The sequence below is a fragment of the Thermodesulfobium sp. 4217-1 genome (assembly GCF_039822205.1).
Taxonomy (GTDB): domain Bacteria; phylum Thermodesulfobiota; class Thermodesulfobiia; order Thermodesulfobiales; family Thermodesulfobiaceae; genus Thermodesulfobium.
The window spans coordinates 1-17,983 of the sequence record NZ_JBAGBW010000019.1; the positions used below are offsets into that span (position 1 = coordinate 1).

At 41.1% G+C, this 17,983-nt stretch carries 17 protein-coding genes; 12 read left to right on the top strand and 5 right to left on the bottom strand.

Annotation, left to right across the window (positions count from 1 at the left end):
* The coding region (locus tag V4762_RS07530; protein WP_347315174.1) for a hypothetical protein at nucleotides 1-285 on the top strand (285 nt) is incomplete at its 5' end.
* Between the two features lie 96 nt (nucleotides 286-381).
* On the top strand, nucleotides 382-2,619 hold the full coding sequence (locus V4762_RS07535; protein ID WP_347315175.1) for an NADP-dependent isocitrate dehydrogenase: 2,238 nt from the start codon (nucleotides 382-384) through the stop codon (nucleotides 2,617-2,619).
* Between the two features lie 77 nt (nucleotides 2,620-2,696).
* Here V4762_RS07535 and V4762_RS07540 read toward each other — a convergent pair whose 3' ends face one another.
* Nucleotides 2,697-3,575 carry an isocitrate lyase/PEP mutase family protein gene (locus tag V4762_RS07540; RefSeq protein ID WP_347315176.1) on the bottom strand — a complete coding sequence of 293 codons (879 nt, stop codon included), beginning with the start codon at nucleotides 3,573-3,575 and terminating at the stop codon, nucleotides 2,697-2,699.
* Between the two features lie 123 nt (nucleotides 3,576-3,698).
* Here V4762_RS07540 and V4762_RS07545 point away from each other — a divergent pair, with 123 nt between their 5' ends.
* From V4762_RS07545 to sucD, 8 genes are all read left to right on the top strand, one after another.
* On the top strand, nucleotides 3,699-4,952 hold the full coding sequence (locus V4762_RS07545) for a 3-isopropylmalate dehydratase large subunit (RefSeq protein WP_347315177.1): 1,254 nt from the start codon (nucleotides 3,699-3,701) through the stop codon (nucleotides 4,950-4,952).
* 36 nt (nucleotides 4,953-4,988) lie between these two features.
* Nucleotides 4,989-5,492: a LeuD/DmdB family oxidoreductase small subunit gene (locus V4762_RS07550; RefSeq protein ID WP_347315178.1), complete on the top strand. Its 504-nt coding sequence runs from the start codon at nucleotides 4,989-4,991 to the stop codon at nucleotides 5,490-5,492.
* Nucleotides 5,493-5,644: 152 nt separating this feature from the next.
* Complete coding sequence (locus V4762_RS07555) at nucleotides 5,645-5,860, top strand: 4Fe-4S dicluster domain-containing protein (protein WP_347315179.1); 216 nt, start codon at nucleotides 5,645-5,647, stop codon at nucleotides 5,858-5,860.
* The gene (locus V4762_RS07560; protein ID WP_347315180.1) at nucleotides 5,857-6,993 is read left to right on the top strand and encodes a 2-oxoacid:acceptor oxidoreductase subunit alpha; all 1,137 of its coding nucleotides are present in this window, start codon (nucleotides 5,857-5,859) and stop codon (nucleotides 6,991-6,993) included. Before V4762_RS07555 ends, V4762_RS07560 begins: the two co-directional genes overlap by 4 nt.
* A 29-nt stretch (nucleotides 6,994-7,022) precedes the next feature.
* Entirely contained in the window at nucleotides 7,023-7,817 is a 795-nt protein-coding gene (locus tag V4762_RS07565; RefSeq protein ID WP_458646948.1) for a thiamine pyrophosphate-dependent enzyme, read from the top strand.
* Nucleotides 7,814-8,383, top strand: a complete 570-nt coding sequence (locus tag V4762_RS07570; protein ID WP_347315182.1) for a 2-oxoacid:acceptor oxidoreductase family protein — start codon at nucleotides 7,814-7,816, stop codon at nucleotides 8,381-8,383. Before V4762_RS07565 ends, V4762_RS07570 begins: the two co-directional genes overlap by 4 nt.
* An 11-nt stretch (nucleotides 8,384-8,394) precedes the next feature.
* Nucleotides 8,395-9,489, top strand: a complete 1,095-nt coding sequence (gene sucC, locus V4762_RS07575; protein ID WP_347315183.1) for an ADP-forming succinate--CoA ligase subunit beta — start codon at nucleotides 8,395-8,397, stop codon at nucleotides 9,487-9,489.
* A gap of 24 nt (nucleotides 9,490-9,513) precedes the next feature.
* Complete coding sequence (gene sucD, locus V4762_RS07580; RefSeq protein ID WP_347315184.1) at nucleotides 9,514-10,473, top strand: succinate--CoA ligase subunit alpha; 960 nt, start codon at nucleotides 9,514-9,516, stop codon at nucleotides 10,471-10,473.
* Here the strand turns inward: sucD and hypE are convergent.
* Genes hypE through V4762_RS07595 form a run of 3 tightly spaced genes read right to left on the bottom strand, consistent with a single transcriptional unit; the run spans nucleotide 10,470 to nucleotide 12,863 of the window.
* Nucleotides 10,470-11,480 (bottom strand): hydrogenase expression/formation protein HypE, encoded by a 1,011-nt coding sequence (gene hypE, locus V4762_RS07585; protein WP_347315185.1) that lies wholly within the window; start codon nucleotides 11,478-11,480, stop codon nucleotides 10,470-10,472. The two genes, sucD and hypE, sit on opposite strands and share 4 nt — an antisense overlap.
* Before the next feature lie 47 nt (nucleotides 11,481-11,527).
* A complete protein-coding gene (hypD, locus tag V4762_RS07590; RefSeq protein WP_347315186.1) occupies nucleotides 11,528-12,607 on the bottom strand; it encodes a hydrogenase formation protein HypD in 1,080 nt (359 codons plus the stop codon).
* Nucleotides 12,594-12,863, bottom strand: coding sequence for a HypC/HybG/HupF family hydrogenase formation chaperone (locus V4762_RS07595; RefSeq protein WP_347315187.1), 270 nt, complete (start codon nucleotides 12,861-12,863; stop codon nucleotides 12,594-12,596). Before V4762_RS07595 ends, hypD begins: the two co-directional genes overlap by 14 nt.
* Before the next feature lie 128 nt (nucleotides 12,864-12,991).
* Between V4762_RS07595 and V4762_RS07600 the strand changes: the two genes are divergently transcribed.
* Nucleotides 12,992-14,182, top strand: coding sequence for an aspartate aminotransferase family protein (locus V4762_RS07600; protein ID WP_347315188.1), 1,191 nt, complete (start codon nucleotides 12,992-12,994; stop codon nucleotides 14,180-14,182).
* A gap of 73 nt (nucleotides 14,183-14,255) precedes the next feature.
* Here the strand turns inward: V4762_RS07600 and V4762_RS07605 are convergent, their stop codons facing one another.
* Complete coding sequence (locus tag V4762_RS07605) at nucleotides 14,256-15,425, bottom strand: aminotransferase-like domain-containing protein (protein ID WP_347315189.1); 1,170 nt, start codon at nucleotides 15,423-15,425, stop codon at nucleotides 14,256-14,258.
* Between the two features lie 281 nt (nucleotides 15,426-15,706).
* Here V4762_RS07605 and V4762_RS07610 point away from each other — a divergent pair, with 281 nt between their 5' ends.
* Nucleotides 15,707-17,983, top strand: coding sequence for a ribonucleoside triphosphate reductase (locus V4762_RS07610; protein WP_347315190.1), 2,277 nt, complete (start codon nucleotides 15,707-15,709; stop codon nucleotides 17,981-17,983).

Genomic DNA, 17,983 nt, shown 5'->3' on the forward strand with positions numbered 1-17,983 from the left:
ATAGAGCACAGAAATGAAATTAAAAAAAGCTTTTTAGTTTTGAATCGTTTACTTGTAGGTATTATTTTATTATTTCTAATAGCACTTATTCTTATGATTAGGTTTGGTTTTCAAATTGAATTTTTTAACTTGATTTATATAGCTTTTATCGTAATTGTAATAGTTTATTGTTTGCCACCCTTAATTACATTTGTATATCCGATTATTTCAAGGATATCTATAAGTAACGTTGCAATAGATTTTGCTGATATTCCTCACAAGGATAGAAAATCCGATTTTCATTAAATGAACCAAATCAATAACCAAAATTCAATCTATTCCAACCGCTAAATAAGTTTATAATATTTTGTGATAGAAAATAAATTTGAAGGGAAGATTGCTATGAAAGATAGAGTGAAGGTAATTTGGACTATTGTAGATGAGGCGCCATATCTTGCCACCTTTTCCTTGCTACCGATAGTAAAGAAATTTTTTGACATGTCAGATATCGAGATAGATATAAAGGATATCTCTCTTTCGTCAAGGATATTGGCCAATTTTTCTGACTTTCTAACCGAAGATCAAAGGGTCTCTGATGATCTCTCTATTCTTGGTGAACTTGTAAACCAGCCAGATACCATTCTCATAAAGCTGCCAAATATAAGCGCTTCTCTTCCGCAACTGAAGGTCGCCATAAAGGAATTGCAGGCAAAAGGATACAATCTGCCTGATTATCCAGATGATCCAAAATCAGATCAGGATGAGCAGATAAGAGAGAGATATTCCAGGGCATTGGGCAGCGCTGTAAATCCTGTATTAAGGCAGGGGAACAATATTCGCGCGGTCCCAAGGTCTATAAAAGAAACTGCCAGGAAGTTTCCGCAGTTGATGGGACTTCCTTTAAAAGAATACGATAGCTCATCGAAGACTCACGTCTCATATATGACAGAGGGAGATTTTTACGGAAACGAGAAGTCTATTACTCTTTCAAATGCTGCCAGGGTAAGGATAGAGTTCGTAGACCAGAAGGGCAGCGTTACCGTCTTTAGAGAGCTGGATCTTTTAGATGGCGAGATATTTGACGGCTCATTTATGAGCGTAAAGGCTTTGTCTGATTTCTATGAGAATCAGATAAGTGATGCAAAGAAAGAGGATATTTTGTGGTCATTGCACCTCAAGGCCACTATGATGAAGGTGTCCGATCCAGTATTATTTGGCTATGCTATCAGGGCATATTTTAAGGATATCTTCGCAAGGCATCAAGGTGCTCTCAATGAGATAGGAGTTAATCCAAACAGCGGCCTAAACGATCTATTCGCAAAGTTGGAAAAATTGCCTGACGATAAGAAAGCTGAGATAAAAAAGGACATAGAAGCCGTTTATGAAAAGAATCCAGGTCTATATATGGTCGACTCGAACAAAGGAGTCACAAACCTTCATATGCCAAACCTTGTGCTTATAGATGCGTCAATACCTACCATAATCAGAGACGGCGGAAAGGCCTGGGGACCAGATGGTCTGCCTCACGATGTAAAGATAGTCATTCCTGATAGGTCATACGCTACTATGTATGCCAAAATAGTAGAAGATTGCAAGAAAAACGGCGCTTTTGACAGGGCGAAAATGGGAACTGTCATAGACATTGGTCTGATCGCTATGAAGGCTGAAGAATACGGATCTCATGACAAGACTTTTATAGCGCCCGATGATGGAGTTGTCAGGGTGGTAGATGCTGAAGGCGGGAAAATTCTTATGCAGCACTCGGTAGAAAAGGGCGACATCTGGAGAGGGTGCCAGGTAAAGGATGTTGCCGTCAGAAATTGGGTTCAGATTGCAGTAGAAGAGGTAAAGAAAAATAATCTTCCTGCAATATTCTGGCTGGATGAAAACAGACCTCACGATGCAGAAGAGATCAAGAAGGTTAGAGAATACCTGAAAGATTACGATCTTACTGGTCTGGATATAAAGATAATGTCTCCTGAGAACGCTATGAAGGCTACAGTAGAGAATATCCGTAAGGGGAAGGATATGATCGCAATTACTGGCAACATATTGAGAGATTATCTGTCCGATCTATTTCCAATATTGGAAGTCGGCACGAGCGCAAAGGTATTCTCTATAGTGCCCCTTCTCTCAGGCGGGCGTATGTTCGAGACTGGTGCTGGAGGCAGCGCCCCAAAGCATGTAGAGCAATTTCTCGAGCAAAATCATTTGAGATGGGACTCCATTGCAGAATTCGTAGCCCTTTCTCAAAGCCTGAAGTTCATAGCTGACAAATATAATCACAAAAGGGCTTCCATATTGGCAGAATCCTGCGAGAAGGCAATATCAGAGGTGCTTGCCAATAGAGAGTGGCCATCAAGAAAAGTAGGAGAGCTTGATAACAGAGGCGAACATTTCTATTTCGTTAAACACTGGTCAAATGCGCTATCATCTCAAGCAGAAGACGCTCAGATAAAGGAAAAGTTTACGGCAGTTAGCGATAAGCTCAGCAAAAATGAACCTTTAATAAAGGAAGAGATGCTCAGCGTTCAGGGTCAGAAGGCTGACATAAAAGGCTATTATAGGCCAGATGAGGATATTGCGAAAAAGCTAATGCGTCCGAGCTCGACTCTAAACAAGATAGTGGACGAGATATAAGAATCAAAATCTATGTTGGCCGCTAAACTTAGCGCAAGCTTTATGGGCGTCCATTTAGCGGTCAACTTTATTATTGTTTATTTTTCTGGCAGGAATTTCTTTTCCAAATCTCGAATTTCAGGGAGTTCTATCAATTTATTAAACTCTTTAAATGGAAAGATCTTGTCCTGAAGATTTTTATTTGTGCCGTCTTTATACAGCTGATTTAGGTTGTCATATAGTGCTTTTGCAACGGTGTATATGGTCATTACAGGAACGCTTACTCTTGAAAATCCCAGGTCTTCGAGCTCCTTGAAGGTAAGCAGAGGAGTCTTACCGCCGTCGAGCATGTTCGCGCTTATTCTTATGCCCTTTGGGACGAGCTCGCTTGCATACATCTTTAGCTCTTCTAAAGACTCTGGGGCCTCCAGGAATATCAGATCTGCGCCTGCCTCCCAATAGAGCTTGGCTCTTCTAATAGCTTCTTGCGGTCCATATTTCTGCCTTGAATCAGTCCTTGCGTTTATCACGAAATTCTTATCTTTTTTCGCCCAGACTGCTGCCTCTATCTTTTTCGCCATTTCCTCAGCAGATATTACCTCTTTGCCATCCATATGACCGCATCTCTTGGGCCATACCTGATCTTCAAGGTTTATTCCTGCTGCGCCTGCCTGTTCAAATTCTTGAACTGTTCGGATGACATTTAGCGAGTTTCCATAGCCAGTATCGCCATCAGCCATTACGGGTATATTTACTGCATTGCAGATGTTGTGAGTATGACGCAAAACTTCATCGAAGCCTAAAAGTCCTATGTCGGGCTTTCCTAATAGACTGGCACTGAATCCATATCCAGACATCTGAACAGCCTTAAATCCTGCAAGCTCCACCATCTTTGCAGACAGACAATCGTATGCGCCTGGCATTACCAGAATTTCTTTTGCTTTTAATAGATCTGATAGCATTTTGGCTTTAGACATTGTAATTCCTTTCTAAACAAAGTTTACTAAAATTATACTCTTATTATTTTAATAATTTTATTAGTAATATATGCAAATATATTTTATAATTTGGTTAATAGAAAATGAAAGGACGTGAGAGCTTTGGCCAAAACAATGGTTCAGAAGATCTTTGAGATGAAGACTGAAAGTGATGTAAGTCCTGGAATGATGATAATTGTACCTGTCGATCTTGTTTACGTTCAGGATGGCACGGGTCCCCTATCTTTTAGACAGTTTGAAAAGCTTGAGAAGGATAGCCTGGCATTTCCCGAAAATACCGCTATATTTTTAGATCATGCTGCTCCCTCTCCACGAAAAGAGCTTTCAAACGACCACGTTTATCTAAGAAGCATGTCGTCTAAGCTGGGCTGCAAGCTTTACGATGTGGGTCAGGGCGTATGTCATCAGATCGCGATAGAATCTCTGGTGAGGCCTTGCGACATAGTTGTGGGGGCAGACTCTCACACCTGCACAGGCGGTGCTCTTGGCGCCTTTGCCACAGGCATGGGCTCTACCGATATAGCTGTTTCTATGGGTCTTGGGAAGAACTGGTTTAGGATTCCTGAAAGCATATTCATAAACCTAACCGGGAAGATGGCTCCATATATTACAGGAAAAGATATTATTATATCTGTCGTAAAGCACTTTGGGTCAAACGGCGCCAGCTATCAAGCGCTGGAATTCGGAGGGGATATAGAAAACATTCCAATCTATGATAGGCTGACCATATCCAATATGGCAATTGAGTGCGGCGCAAAGGTCGGGATATTTCCATCTGATGAGGTTACAAGAGAATTTCTGGACAAGAATAACCGATTTGAAGACTTTAAAGAACTAAAGCCTGATCTGGATGCAGAATACGTCGATAGACTGGAATTCAAACTTGATGAGATTGAGCCAATGGTCAGCGTCCCCCATTACGTGCACACCGCAAGGAGAGCGAAGAATCTGAAAGATATAAAGCTTAATCAGGTCTTTCTGGGCTCTTGCACGAATGGCAGACTTGAGGATCTGAGGATGGCTGCGAAGATATTGAAGGGAAAGAGCGTCGCAAAGGGCGTAAGGCTGATAGTGGTTCCTGCATCGAAGAAGGTATATCTGGATGCTCTTAAAGAAGGCATTATTGAAACTTTGGTAAACTCTGGAGCGAGCGTAATGGCGCCAGGATGCGGTCCTTGTGTAGGCGTTCATGAAGGGATCCTGGGAGACAACGAAGTAGCTCTTGCCACGTCAAATAGAAATTTCCATGGCAGGATGGGTAATCCTGATTCATATATATATCTTTCTTCGCCTCTTACAGCGGCGGCTTCTGCGATTACAGGATATATTACCGATCCAAGAGAATTTGACATTTAGTTGCCGAGAACAAATTTATTTTAGGAGGATTGAAAATTGGCCATTTCAGGGAGAGTCATAAAAGTTTCAGACAACATATCTACCGACCATATCATTCCAGGAAGATATTTTCATCTAAGATCAGATTTAGAAAAGCTATCTGAACATGCCCTTGAAGACGTAGTAGAAAACTTTCACGAGAAGGCAAAAAGCGGCGTAATACTCGTAGGCGGCAGCAATTTTGGCATAGGTTCCTCAAGGGAACACGCGCCAATAGTGCTAAAAATGAGCGGTGTAAAGGCGGTGGTAGCCAAATCTTTTGCCAGAATATTCTTCAGAAATGCTATCAATATAGGCCTGCCTGTTATCATAGTGGACACAGAAAAGATTTTTGATGGGGATGACATCACGATAGATCTCGAAAAGGGCGTTTTAAGAGAGAAAAGAGACAGCTACCAGCTGAAATTTCCGCCTCTTGATATCAGAATCCAATCAATAATAGATGACGGAGGAATTGTAAATTACATAAAAAAACATGGCGACATTTCGTTTGAGATGTAAATAGTCTAAATCACTTAATATAATAGATATAAAAGTTTTTTTATCGATAGCATAAGATATATCGATATCTTAATAGTATTTTTAGTAATATAATTTAAGATATAATTTATTTATAAGAATACAAAATATTATTTTGTTTGAAAGGGGAAGTTATGTCACAAAGTTCTCATCTAGAACCTGTGGTAAACAGGGCTTTTTGTAAGGGGTGCGGTATATGTATAGAATTTTGTCCAGCCAACATTCTGGAATTCGATGAGCAGAGAAAGTGCAGAGTAACTGATCCCGAAAAATGTATAAAGTGTTATCAGTGCGAGATGAGATGCCCAGATTTTGCTATAGAACTCGTTGAAAAAGGTGAAAAAAAATGAGCGCAAAACTTGTTCAGGGAAACGAGGCAGTTGTTTACGGTGCATTTAAAGCAGGCTTAAAATTTTTTGCAGGATATCCTATTACCCCATCTACAGAGATAGCTGAGATGTGTTCAAGGGATTTGCCAAAGGTCGGCGGGGCTTTTATTCAGATGGAGGATGAGATATCTTCCATAGCTGCCTGTATTGGGGCATCCCTTGCGGGATTTAGATCTATGAGCGCCACCAGCGGACCTGGATTTTCTTTAATGCAGGAAAATATTGGCTACGCGATTATGGCTGAGGTGCCATTGATAATTGTAGATGTTCAGAGAATGGGGCCTAGCACGGGTATAGCTACTGCGCCATCTCAATCTGATTATATGCAAGTAAGGTGGGGGACGCATGGCGATCACCCTATGGTCTCCTTTGCTCCATTTTCCGTTGAAGAGTGCTTTACTGAGGCCATAAGGGCATTTTATTGGTCTGAGAGAATCTCATCGGTGGTAGTGCTGCTCCTTGATGAAGTTGTGGCGCATATGAGAGAGGGCATAGACATTGACAATGTCGAGAATATTCTTGAAGTCCCTGATAGAGGCTCATTTTCAGAGGAAAAAGGGACTTTTCGTCCTTATAAAGTTGATAGAGATAAGGGAGCAAAATTGCCTCCTCTTGGAACAGGCTATAGGTTTAACGTTACAGGCTTGGTCCACGATGAAATGGGCTTTCCTGTGGAAGATCCTGAAAAAACAGGAGATTTGATTAGAAGACTGCACAATAAGATAGACGCAGTTGAAGACGAGATGTCTTCTTATGACGAAAGATACACGGAAGATGCTGACGTGATAGTGATTTCTTATGGTTCTGTTGCCAGATCGAGCCTGCGCGCTGTGAGAGAACTCAGAAAAAATAACGTTAAGGTTGGTTTTTTCAGGCCTATTACAGTATGGCCATTTCCATCGAAGAGAGTTAGGGAATTGTCAAAGAAGGTCAAAAATATAGTTGTGGCAGAGATGAGCATGGGCCAGATGGTGCACGAGGTTGAGAGATCGGTCGGTGATAGCTGCCAAATCACATTGCTTCGAGGCATAAAGGGAGAGCTTATCACCCCTGATGCTATACACAATACTGTAAGTGAGGTGATCTCAAAGTGATAGGAGAGCTTACCAACAAATATCTAAGAATGGACAGGTTGCCTCATATGTGGTGCCCGGGCTGCGGACACGGCATTGCCCTTGGTGCGCTGCTTAGAGCTTTTGATAGGGTGAAGATTGATAAAGATAAGACAGTCATACTCTCTGGCATTGGTTGTGCATCAAGAGCGGTAGGATATTTAGACTTTAGTACCGTTCACACCACTCACGGAAGGGCTCTGGCATTCGCAACGGGACTAAGACTGCTGAGAGATGACGTGAAGGTTATCGTGATAATGGGCGATGGAGATGCCCTGGCTATTGGCGGAAACCACTTCATACACGCCTGCAGAAGAAATATAGATATAACTGCAATTGTTTTAAATAATCAGATTTACGGTATGACGGGCGGGCAGAGCTCACCTACTACTCCTCAGTCCAGGCTGTCTACCACTACGCCATACGGGAACTTTGCAAGGGCATTTGATTTTTGTAATCTTGCAATAGGCGCAGGGGCGACTTATGTAGCCAGAGCTACTGCATACCATGCCTCTCTTATGACAGAGCTTTATGCGAACGCCATAAAGCATCACGGCTTTTCCTTTGTAGAAACCTTTACACAGTGTCCAGTTAATTATGGGAGAAGGAACAAATTCCCTGATCCTGCGTCAATGCTTCAATATATGAAAGACATCTCTGTGCCATTTAAAGTAGCCCAGAATATGGGAAGCGATGAATTGCAAGGAAAGATTGTGATAGGCGAGCTGATAAAAGAAAAAGAAGACGTTGAGCTAAACGAAGTGGTTAGAGAGCGCATAATGAAATTTAGAGGAGGTGCCCAGTGACAAAGGAATTAAGATTTGCTGGAACTGGGGGTCAGGGCCTGATACTTGCAGCTATCATATATGCTGAGGCCGCCCTCTACGATGGACACAGAGTCTTGCAGAGCCAATCGTATGGACCTGAATCAAGAGGGGGAGCGAGTAAGGCAGACTGCATTGTTTCTGATACCGAGATAGATTACCCAAAGGTTTATTTAGCTGACTTTTTGCTTGCTATGTCTCAGAAGGCATTCGATAAGTATAAGGCTGATGTAAAAAAGGGATCGGTAGTGCTGTTTGATTCTACTTACGTGGAAATTCCAGAAAAGGATGAAAACATCATATATTTCAGCGCTCCTATTTCAAAGACAGTTAGAGACAAGATTGGCAAAGAGCTGGCATCAAATATAGCCGCTCTTGGAGCTATTTCAGTGGTGTACCCTTTGGTCGGCGAAGAAATATTGTTAAAAGCTATATTGCATAGAGTGCCAAAGGCTACCACAGAGCTGAACAAAAGTGCTTTCAATGTAGGCAAAAAGTTGGGCAAGGAGATCTTGGAGTCGCAAGGCTCTATAGAATTTGTATTTTAAGGGGTGAATTTATGAGACTTTTTGAATATCAGGCTAAAAGTATATTGGGTCAATTTGTAAACGTTCCAAAAGGCGTACTTGTTGACAAAGAAAATATGAACCAAATGATCCCAAAGCTAAGTCTGCCATGTGTGCTAAAGGCACAGGTGAAGGTTGGAGGCAGAGGAAAGGCTGGGGGAGTCCTAAAAGTAAAGGACTCAAAGGATCTGAAGAGCAATTTTGAAAAGCTCTTTTCTATGGAGATCAAAGGAGAAAAAGTAGAAAAGGTTCTCGTAGAAGAGCTTATAGATATAGAAAGAGAGCTGTATTTCAGCGTAATTTTTTATAGGCCTTCCAGGAGGTTTATGCTCGTTTTTTGTGAAGATGGCGGAGTCGACATAGAACAGCTTGCCGAAACAAAACCTGATGCCATTACTAAGGTAAAGGTTGACCCGATTATAGGCATAAAGGACTTTATGCTAAGGAATCTAATAAAGGATTTTGAGTTATATAGCGTATTAAATAAATTTGTAAAAGAGGCATACAAAATCTTTGTTGAAAAAGATCTTGTAATGCTTGAAATAAATCCGCTCGTCATTACAAAAAATAAAGAAGTGGTGTGCGCGGATGCCAAAGTAGAATTTGACGACAATGCAATGTATAAGCACCCTGAATTTGAGGCCTTCCTTGAAAAGTCCGAAATAGAGGCGAAGAAATTGGGCTTTTCATATGTGTCATTGGATGGAGATATAGGAATTTTAGGAAATGGAGCAGGGTTGGTGCTCGCCACTATCGACTCTGTAACCAGAGCGGGCGGAAAGTGTGCCAATTTCTTGGACATTGGCGGCGGTGCAAAGTCTGAAAGGGTGAAAAGCGCGCTAAAGTTTTTAGTAGAACAAAAGAAATTAAAGGGTATTCTGATAAACGTATTTGGCGGGATTACGAGGGCTGATGAGGTAGCAAAGGGTCTGCTGGAATTCGAAGAAGAGTACAAATTGAATCTTCCAGTAGTAGTCAGGCTTTCTGGGACCAAGGCTGACGAGGGATTAGAGCTGCTTCATGGAAAATATGAGATAGTATCATCTCTAAGAGATGGCGCAAAAAAGATAGTCGACTTGGCTAAATAATAAAAGGTTATTGGAGGTGTAAAATTGAGCATTCTTTTAGATAAAAGAAGTAAGATTCTTGTGCAGGGCATCACGGGGAGAGAGGGTTCTTTTCACGCAGAACAGATGTTAAATTATCCAAGCAGAGTAGTAGCTGGGGTTACTCCGAAAAAGGGAGGAACCTTATTCTTAGATAAAGTGCCAATATATAATTCAGTCGAAGAGGCAGTCAACGAAACCGGTGCAAACGTTAGCGTGATATTTGTGCCGCCCTTTGCCTGTCAGGATGCTATATTTGAGGCTATATTTGCAAAAATAAAGCTGATAATATGTATCACAGAAGGTGTAAGCCTGCACGATATGGCAGACGTGTATAGCTTTTTAAAAACAAAAAAAGATGTAAGACTGATAGGTCCAAATTGTCCTGGGATAATAACACCGGGCGTTTGTAAGGCTGGGATTATGCCTGCGAATGCATTTATGCCAGGTTCTGTAGGGATCATTTCAAGGTCTGGAACTCTTACTTATGAAATTTCACATATGCTTACCTCCAATGGAATTGGCCAATCTACAGTAGTTGGGATAGGCGGAGACCCTATCATAGGCACTACATTTAAAGATGTGCTTATGCTTTTCGAAAGGGACACCCAGACAGAGATGGTGTTTCTCGTTGGAGAGATTGGCGGCACTGACGAAGAAGACGCCTGCGATTTTATCAGAGAGATGACGAAGCCTGTGGTCGCCTTTATCTCTGGCGCAAGCGCTCCTGAGGGCAAGAGAATGGGCCATGCGGGAGCAATTGTTTATGGAAAGATGGGCAGCGTCCAGAGCAAGATAGAGGCCTTCAGATCGGCAGGAGTGCTGGTAGCCGAGAGCATTGACGACCTCTTGAACATTGCAAAGAAAACCCTGGGAGTGGTAAAGACTTCAAAGGGGTCGAAGCAGCACCTATTTGAGTATTATATCTCCCAAATTGAAGGAAGCGACTTTAGCGGCAGATTTTAGCATATTCTTGGTAGGTTTTCACCTATTGGCATATCTAAAAATCTCTTGCCGCCTATCTTTGTATTTAGAATGACTCTTCCTGGCACCTGGGAGCTGGCACGACCTATTATCATGGCATCTTTCCCAAGGGGATGGACTCTTAGCATGTCTAATAAATCTTGCGCAACGTTTGGGGCGCATGCGATGAGCATCTTTCCTTCACAGGTCATAGTAAAGGGATCGAGCCCCAAGGGATCAAGGAGTCCAAATATTTCATCTTTTATTGGAACGTTTGCCTCGTCTATTTCAATGCATATTTTTGAGGATGAGGCAAATTCATTTAGAACCGTAGAGAGACCGCCTCTTGTGGGGTCTCTCATTGCGTGTATATCGTTTTGAAATCTTTCTACTGCTGGCAAAATAAGCTTATCAAGACAGGCGCAATCACTTTCTATATTCGACTTTAGTGGGAATTCTTCTCTAGCCAGCAAAATCGCACAGCCGTGATCGGCAATGGTTCCAGTGATTATAAGAACGTCATCTTCTCTGATGTTTCTTGAATTGATATTTAACTCTGTTTTTTTCTGACCCACTCCTGCTACGCTAAGATATACGCCGTCGCCTTGTCCCTTTGGGACTACCTTAGTATCTCCTGCGACGACCTTTATATTACATTCATCTGCGGCTCTTTTTATTTCATCTGAAAGCTTTTTTACTGTGCTAATTTCCACGCCCTCTTCTATTATCCAGCCAAGTGTCAGGTAAAGGGGTTTGGAGCCCATAGCAATAAGGTCGTTTACCGTTCCGTATATAGCAAGCAGTGATAGATTCCCCCCAGGGAAGAAAATAGGATTTACCAGGTGAACGTCTGTACATAAGGTAAGCTCGTTTTCCTTTCCTGAAAAATCTAAAACTGCCGCATCGTCAAATTTTAATGGCTTTTCAAGATAAACCGAGAAAACATTTTCAATTAATTCTGAAGTGAGCCTGCCTCCCGCTCCATGTGCAAGAGTTATTATATCTGACATTAAATTCCTCCTAATTAAGGTGTATTGTTATGATGAGTATTCTAAGTTTACATTTTTCCATACTTGTAGTGAGCTGCGCACGAGCCTTCACTAGAAACCATACATGGGCCTACTGGCTTTATAGGGGTGCAGGCTTTACCAAAAAGCGGGCACTGATATGGCTCTATCAATCCCTGTAAAACCTCTCCGCATTTGCAGCCTGGGGGATCCACGCTTTTCTTGCTTTTGAGATTAAATTTTGTTTTGGCACAAAATCTTTTATATTCATCCCTGAACCCAAGACCGCTCTCTGGTATGGTTCCCATGCCTCTCCACTCGGCGTCTTCGGCGGCAAACACTTCATTTATGAACTTCAAGGCATTTGGATTTCCTTCATCCCTGACAGCTCTACTGTAGTTGTTTATCACGCTCGGCTGATTGGCCTGTTTCATTTTTAAAAGCTCTAAGATAGCAGACAGTATATCTACCGGTTCAAAGCCAGCAATTACTCCGCCCTTATTAAATTTTCTAAGAACATCTCTATAAGGTTCTATACCTATCACGGTGCTTACGTGACCAGGATAAATAAAGCCGTCAATTTTTGGGTTGGTGGATAAAAGTGCGTTTAGAGCGGGAGGGACAATTTTGTGAAATGAAAGAACGCTGAAATTATCGATATTTTGCTCTTTTGCCTTCTTTACTGTAGCTGCTACTGTGGGCGCTGTGGTTTCAAAACCTATTCCAAGAAATATAACCTGAATTTCTGGATGTTCAGCAGCACATTTTAAGGCATCAAGAGGCCCATAAATAATCTCAATGTGCTTGCCCTCAGACCTTGCCTGGGCTAAATTTGATTTTGAGCCTGGCACCTTGAGCATATCGCCAAAAGTTGTAATACATATATTTGGAATTGAAGCGGCCTCCACTGCAAGATCGCAATCTCCTTGTGATGTCACACAGACAGGACATCCTGGCCCTGAAATGTGCTTTATATTTTTCGGGAGAAGGGATCGAACGCCCGATCTGAGGATACTTACCGTATGGGTTCCGCAGACCTCCATAAATGTATATGGCAAATCATATTCTTTTATCTGTGCAAGTATTTTTTGGGATAATTGCGGTGATTTAAATTCTTCAAGCCAATTCAATGCTTTTTTCCTCGACTAGTTTTGGCTCTGTTTTATCAAAGGAAAGGTCTTCGAGCTCTTTCCACAATTTAAGGGCTTCGAGAGCTGACTCTTCATCAAGGACATCCATAGCAAAACCTGCATGCACCAGGATATAATCACCTACTTTCACCCCTGGCAAAAATGCTGTGCAAGCACGCGTTTCTGTCCCCATATAGTCTGCTGTAGCCATATCATTTTCTATCGACGTAACCTTCATAGGCACTGCTAAACACATAATACCCTCCTATTTATTGCTATACTTGATGATATTTATTTTACTACATATTCACAATATCAAAGAAATTAGACTATATCTGACTTTATTGTATAATTATTAAGATAAATAGCGCAAAGGAGTGTATTATGAAAGCTAATGAGTGGATGGAATTGGAACATAATGTTCATTTTCAAACTTACAAGAGATATCCTGTAGTCTTAGCCAGCGGCGATGGAGTGTACTTAAAAGATATTGAGGACAGGAAATATATGGATTTTATAGGCGGAATATCTGTATGTTCACTTGGACACTCTCATCCAGAGATTGCAGAGGTTCTCCATAAGCAAGCTCATACTTTGATTCATGCGAGCAACCTTTTCTATCATCCAAATCAGATCCTGCTTGCAAAGAAATTGGTAGACCTATCTGGTCTGGGCAAGGTATTTTTCTGTAATTCTGGAGCAGAGGCGAATGAGGGCGCATTGAAACTGGCAAGGGCATATCATTTTTCTAAGGGCAATCCTGACAGAAATAAATTTCTTGCATTTGAAGGAGCATTTCACGGTAGAACTTTTGGAGCTCTTTCTGTAACTGGTCAGAAGAAATATCAAGAACCGTTTAAGCCTCTTGTACCTGGTGTAGTTTTCGGTCCTATGGACGATCTTGATAAGTTCTTAAAGATTTTAGAGAAGGAGAAGAATCTGGCTGCAGTAATAATAGAAACGATGCCTGTAGAGGGTATGGGAGTTTTCGTACTGCCAAAAAAATTCGTGAAAAGAGTCAGAGAAATATGCGATCAAAATGACACCTTGCTGATTTTAGATGAAGTGCAGGCAGGAATGGCCAGAACTGGCAAGATGTTTTGCTATGAGCACTATGACGTTACCCCTGACATAGTCAGCCTTGCAAAGGGATTGGGTACGGGCGTTCCTATTGGAGCGATGCTTGCAAAGGACAGTGTGGCATCTTACTTGAAATTTGGACACCATGCCACTACATTTGGGGGCTCTCCACTAATTTGTTCTGTGGCGCTAAAGGTCTTAGAAATAATGGAAAGAGACAATATAGTAGAGCACGTTAGCAAGCTGGGCAAGTTGGCAGATGACGTTTTCGACAAGTGGATGAAGGAAGGCTTGCTAAAAGATTATAGGGGCATGGGACTTCTTTGGGGGATTGATCCAGTAAAGAAAACTGATGATGTTTTCGCCAAGGCAGTGGAATTGGGCCTTTTCGTAAATATGCTTGGGGCAAATACCTTGAGAATCGCACCTCCTCTAATTATTTCTAATGAAGAGCTTGAAAAGGGCTTAAATATACTGGAGAAAGCTTTAAAGTAAGAAGTAAAAGTTTTTTTCGATGTGAAAATCTAAGCACACCCTCAAAGTTGTTTTGAGGGTGTGTATTTTTTAGTTAGAAAATTTCTGACAAGCGCTTTATGCCTACTTCGATCATATCATTTTGTGCATTGGAGAAGTTCAGCCTCATCGTGCTTTCTCCTCCGCCATTGGCGTAAAAACAAAATCCCGGTACGTATGCTACATTTTTTTCAATAGCCTTGTTAAACAATTCTTTTGTATTATACTTATCCTGCAACTGTACCCAGATAAATAGTCCGCCCTCTGGCTTGGTCCAATCAGATCCTGATGGAAAATATTTTTCAATAGAATCTAACATCAATTTGCATCTCTCTCCGTAAATCTTTTTTATCTTTGGCAGTTGAGTTTCGAGTATGTTGTTCTTGCAAAGCTCATTTACTACCATGTGAATAAATGGACTGGAGCAAAGATCTGCTCCTTGCTTTGCCTCCACTAACTTTATCATTATATTATCTGGTGCTACTATCCAACCAATTCTTACGCCAGGGGATAGGATTTTCGAAAAAGTGCCCAGATATATGACGTTATCGTTTACATCTAACGCTTTTATCGGGCTAAGGCTCTCTCCTGTGTATCTGAGATCGCCGTAAGGATCGTCTTCTATTATCAACGAACCTGTTTTGTTCGCAATCTCTATTACCTTTTTCCTTCTTTCGAGAGACATCGTTATCCCTGCTGGGTTATGAAAGTTTGGTAAAAGATAGATAAACTTAGGATTATATTTTTTTATTTTCTCTTCTAGTAAATCTGTTACAGTGCCGTTTTTGTCTATTGGAATAGTTGCGAATTTGGTTTCGTAAGCCGTAAATGCTTGTATAGCACCAAGATATGATGGCTCTTCCAGGAGTATGTAGTCGTCAGGGTCACACATGATCTTCGCTATAAGATCAAGGGCTTGTTGGGACCCGTTTGTAAGAAGAATATTTTTTGCGCTGCACTTTATGCCCTTTTTTGAAAGATATGATGCGATAAATTCTCGTAAAGGCGGATACCCCTCAGTAATAGTATATTGGAGAGCCTGTGTGCCACTATCTCTAAGAACCTTGTCTGATGCCTCTTTAAATTCATTGACTGGAAATGTTTCTGGACCCGGCAAGCCACCTGCAAAGGATATCATTTCCTTTTTGGCGGTAAGCTTCAAGAGCTCTCTTATGACAGAGCTTTCTAACAAATTTGTTCTTTTTGCCATTCGTTCAGCCCACATTTAAAAACCTCCACTTATTTATTTGGTATTTCTCTAAACCCAATTTAATAGTTAAATCAACATGCTTATAACCTTATTATATTAGAAATTTTAGAAAAAGTGAATTTTTTGTAATCTATATAATTTATTGTAATAATTGATATAAGCATCTCTTATGTAATAATTTTGGCCAAAACGAAAAATTTATTGTAAACTATATATAGTAATTTTGAAGTAAATAAACTATATATAGTTTATTGTTTCTCTAATTATATAATTTTTAAGGAAGAAGGGGTAGGAAGATGAAATGTCCTTATTGTGATTCAAATGATTCTAAGGTTATTGATACCCGCTTTGTAGAGGATAGCGGAGTTATAAGGAGAAAAAGAGAGTGTCTCTCTTGCGGAAAGAGATTTACTACACATGAGGTTTACGAAGAGGGTTCTAAAAAAGAGATAGATACCAATTCTGATGAGACTGTTATATTTTCTCCCGATTTTGTAAAAAAGAGGGATGGCAGGGTAGTGCCCTTTGATATTTTCAGGATTGAGAGGGCTATTTCAAAGGCGTTTAAAGCTGTAGGGGAGCACCTTGGGGCAGAAAGAGACTTGACCGTAAGGGTCTCGAAAAAACTTTATCGTCAGTACAAAGATCAAGATGTAGTAGATATTGAAAGAATTCAAGACGTAGTGGAAGAAGTCTTGATAGAGAATGGCTTTGCAAAAGTTGCAAAGGCCTACATCCTTTATAGAAGGAAGAGACAAGAAGCAAGAGAAAATCTTTCTTGTGCAGTGGACATAGAGCACATAATCCAGGATTATCTTCATCAGGAAGATTGGAGAACGAATGAGAACTCCAATACCACATATTCTTATCCAGGGCTGGTTCTTCACGCTGCGGGATCGGTTATGGCTCACTACACTTTGAATCGTATCTATCCTGATGAGGTAAAGGATGCCCATGTAAGCGCTGATATGCACATTCACGACCTTTCGTATGGCATTACAGCTTATTGCGCAGGCTGGTCTCTGGAGGATCTATTAAGGGAAGGCTTTGGCGGCGTTCCTGGTAAGGTCGCAGCAGGCCCTGCAAAACATCTCTCGGCTCTTACCGGACAAATGGTTAACTTCTTGGGCACAATGCAGATGGAATTTGCAGGCGCACAGGCATTCAACTCTGTAGACACCTATCTTGCACCATTCGTGAAAGCAGATGGTTTGGACTATAAGAACGTGAAACAGATAATTCAACAAATGGTTTTTGCGATGAATGTACCTTCCAGATGGGGATCTCAGCCTCCATTTATCAATTTTACCTTTGATTGGACTGTGCCAGAAGATATGATGGACAGGCCTGTGCTGATAGGTGGAAAAGATTGTCCAGAGTATGGCACATACGGCGAATGTAAAAAAGAAATGGATATGATAAATAGAGCATATATAGAAGTAATGTTAGAAGGGGACTATGATGGCAGAATATTTTCATTCCCTATTCCTACATATAACATTACAAATGATTTTCCGTGGGAAAGCGAGAATGCGAACCTTTTGTTCGATTTAGCAGCGCGATATGGCGTTCCATATTTCCAAAACTTTATAAATTCTGATTTGAAACCTTCCGACATCAGAAGTATGTGTTGCAGACTTCAGCTGGATCTCAAAGAGCTCAGAAAAAGGTGCGGCGGACTCTTCGGATCTGGAGATAAGACTGGTTCTATAGGCGTGGTAACTATTAATTTGCCAAGGATTGGGTATCTCTCTAAGAGCGAAGGGGAATTTTTCGCAAGACTTGATAAAGTGATGAATCTTGCAAAGACATCTCTGGAAATCAAGAGAAAAGTGGTAGAAAGAAACCTTAAAAACGGTTTGCTGCCATATACAAAGAGATATTTGGGCTCATTTTCAAACCACTTCTCGACAATAGGTCTGGTAGGGATGAACGAAGCCTGTCTAAACTTTTTAGGCGTATCTATCTCTACCGAACAAGGAAAGAGCTTTGCTATCAAAGTATTGCAGCACATGAGAAACAGACTGTCTGATTATCAGGAGGAGACTGGCAACCTCTACAATCTGGAGGCTACTCCTGCAGAGGGAACGTCTTATAGGCTTGCAAAGCATGATAAGAAGAGATATCCAGATATCATTGCGTCAGGAGAGAGCGAGCCATATTATACAAATTCGACTCATTTGCCAGTAGGCTATACAGAAGATCCTTTTGAAGTAATGGATCATCAGGAGGAGTTACAAAGGCTCTACACAGGCGGCACGGTTATTCATGCCTTTTTGCCAGAATCTCCAGCGCCTGAGGCTGCTAAGCAGTTTGTAAAAAAGGCATTTGAAAATTATTCCTTCCCATATATCACGCTTACCCCTACTTTTTCTATATGTCCTACACACGGCTACATAGCAGGCGAACATTTTACGTGCCCAGAGTGTAACAAAGAAACAGAGGTATATTCAAGAGTAGTCGGATATTATAGACCTGTAAGAATGTGGAACAAGGGCAAGAAAGAAGAATTTAAAAACAGAGTGGAATACGATATTAACAAGAACTCAATTAACAGATTGGTTGTAAGGTAG

What these genes read in the sequence shown, in the direction of transcription:
- V4762_RS07535 (WP_347315175.1), top strand. Translation starts at nt 382, where the DNA reads ATGAAAGATAGAGTGAAGGTAATTTGGACTATTGTAGATGAGGCGCCA.
- V4762_RS07540 (WP_347315176.1), bottom strand. Translation starts at nt 3,575, where the DNA reads ATGTCTAAAGCCAAAATGCTATCAGATCTATTAAAAGCAAAAGAAATT.
- V4762_RS07555 (WP_347315179.1), top strand. Translation starts at nt 5,645, where the DNA reads ATGTCACAAAGTTCTCATCTAGAACCTGTGGTAAACAGGGCTTTTTGT.
- V4762_RS07560 (WP_347315180.1), top strand. Translation starts at nt 5,857, where the DNA reads ATGAGCGCAAAACTTGTTCAGGGAAACGAGGCAGTTGTTTACGGTGCA.
- V4762_RS07565 (WP_458646948.1), top strand. Translation starts at nt 7,023, where the DNA reads ATGGACAGGTTGCCTCATATGTGGTGCCCGGGCTGCGGACACGGCATT.
- sucC (WP_347315183.1), top strand. Translation starts at nt 8,395, where the DNA reads ATGAGACTTTTTGAATATCAGGCTAAAAGTATATTGGGTCAATTTGTA.
- hypE (WP_347315185.1), bottom strand. Translation starts at nt 11,480, where the DNA reads ATGTCAGATATAATAACTCTTGCACATGGAGCGGGAGGCAGGCTCACT.
- V4762_RS07595 (WP_347315187.1), bottom strand. Translation starts at nt 12,863, where the DNA reads ATGTGTTTAGCAGTGCCTATGAAGGTTACGTCGATAGAAAATGATATG.
- V4762_RS07600 (WP_347315188.1), top strand. Translation starts at nt 12,992, where the DNA reads ATGAAAGCTAATGAGTGGATGGAATTGGAACATAATGTTCATTTTCAA.
- V4762_RS07605 (WP_347315189.1), bottom strand. Translation starts at nt 15,425, where the DNA reads ATGTGGGCTGAACGAATGGCAAAAAGAACAAATTTGTTAGAAAGCTCT.
- V4762_RS07610 (WP_347315190.1), top strand. Translation starts at nt 15,707, where the DNA reads ATGAAATGTCCTTATTGTGATTCAAATGATTCTAAGGTTATTGATACC.